This is a genomic window from Paraburkholderia sp. BR10872 (assembly GCF_040965835.1).
Lineage (GTDB): Bacteria > Pseudomonadota > Gammaproteobacteria > Burkholderiales > Burkholderiaceae > Paraburkholderia > Paraburkholderia nodosa_A.
In genome coordinates this window covers 1-1587 of the sequence record NZ_JBFRCN010000133.1, presented here as the reverse complement: position 1 = coordinate 1587, position 1587 = coordinate 1, and the positions used below count along the sequence as shown (strand labels likewise).

1 protein-coding gene is annotated in these 1587 nt (G+C 62.6%); it reads left to right on the top strand.

Annotated features, from left to right (window positions below; translation table 11 throughout):
• Positions 1-81 precede the first annotated feature (81 nt).
• A complete protein-coding gene (locus AB4Y43_RS40335; protein ID WP_368730281.1) occupies positions 82-1572 on the top strand; it encodes an ISNCY family transposase in 1491 nt (496 codons plus the stop codon).
• Positions 1573-1587: the final 15 nt, after the last annotated feature.

Below are 1587 nucleotides of genomic sequence, written 5' to 3'. Positions count from 1 at the left end.
CTTTTAGCCAAGTTCAGATGTCCGCTTTTTGGACGATCGTAAGCTAACAGATCGCTGGGAATCCAGTGTTTGGGAGCTTTAATGGCGGCAACAGAACGGATAACAATGACGATGCGCGAGCTGGACAGATTGAAGCTCATTCAGGACGTGGTGGACGGACGGCTCAAGCCGCTGCGCGCAGCGCAGCGGCTCGGGCTGACGACCCGGCAGATTCGCCGGCTGGTTGGCCGGTTTCGTGAGCACGGGCCGCAAGGCCTCGTGTCGCGGCGACGCTCGCGGCCCAGCAACAACCGGCTAGACCGCGTAACGGCAGACCGGGCGCTATCGATTGTCCGTGAGCGTTACGCCGATTTCGGGCCCACGCTGGCCTGCGAGAAGCTCCGGGAATGCCACGGCATCCAGCTGGCGAAGGAGACGTTGCGCAAACTCATGATGGACGCAGGACTATGGGTTCCGCGCCGGCAGCGGCCGCCGAAGATCTATCAGCCGCGCGCACGGCGTACGTGCCTGGGCGAGCTCATCCAGATCGACGGCAGTGAGCATGCGTGGTTCGAGGACCGGGCGCCGCAATGCACGCTGCTGGTGTACGTGGACGATGCGACGAGCCGGCTGATGGAACTGCACTTCACGCAGACGGAATCGACGTTCAGCTACTTCGAGGCAACGCGCGCGTACATCGAGAGCTATGGCAAGCCGGGCGCGTTCTACAGCGACAAGGCCAGCGTATTCCGCAACACCAGCGCCGAGCGTACCGGACGCAGCGTGACGCCGTTCGGTCGCGCGATGTACGAGCTGAACATCGACACGATCTGCGCCAACAGCAGCTCGGCCAAGGGCCGCGTGGAGCGCGCGCATCTGACGCTGCAGGACCGCCTGGTGAAGGAACTGCGGCTGCGCGGCATCAGTACGCTGGCCGAAGCCAATGCATATGCGCCCTCCTTTATGGCCGCCTACAACGCACGCTTTGCCAAGCCGCCGAAGAGTGAGTTCGATGCGCACCGGCCGCTGCGGGCCGATGAGAGCCTCGATACGGTGCTGACGTGGCGCGAACCGAGGAAGGTCAAGAAGTCGCTGACGGTGCAGTACGACCGTGTGCTGTACCTGCTGGACGATACACCGGAGAACCGCAAGCTGATCGATCGGTATATCGAGGTCTGGGAGTATCCGGACGGACGCATCGAGCTGCGGGCGGATGGCCGCGTGGTCCCGTACCGCGAATACGACAAGCTGACCGAGGTGGACCAGGGCGCAGTGGTTGAGCACAAGCGGCTAAGTCACGTACTTCAGGTCTCGCAGGTGATTCAGGCCCAGCGCGATAACGAACGGATTGGTAAAGCGCCTTCGCGAACGCACCGTGGGGACTCGACCCGAACGGAGCGCAAGCAAGGCCACGCGCGCAGGAAGAAGCAACGCGAATTTACACAGGCCGACATCGAGCAGGTGATCGTCGACCTGGCCGGGCAAAAGCAGCCTTCGCAGGCCCAGCGCAAACCAGGTCATCGATCAGCAGGCGTTAATGGAACAGGGGCGAATGCCCTGCCCGTTCATGATCCGATCTTCGACACTGCGTGAGCTGCAACCCGTGAA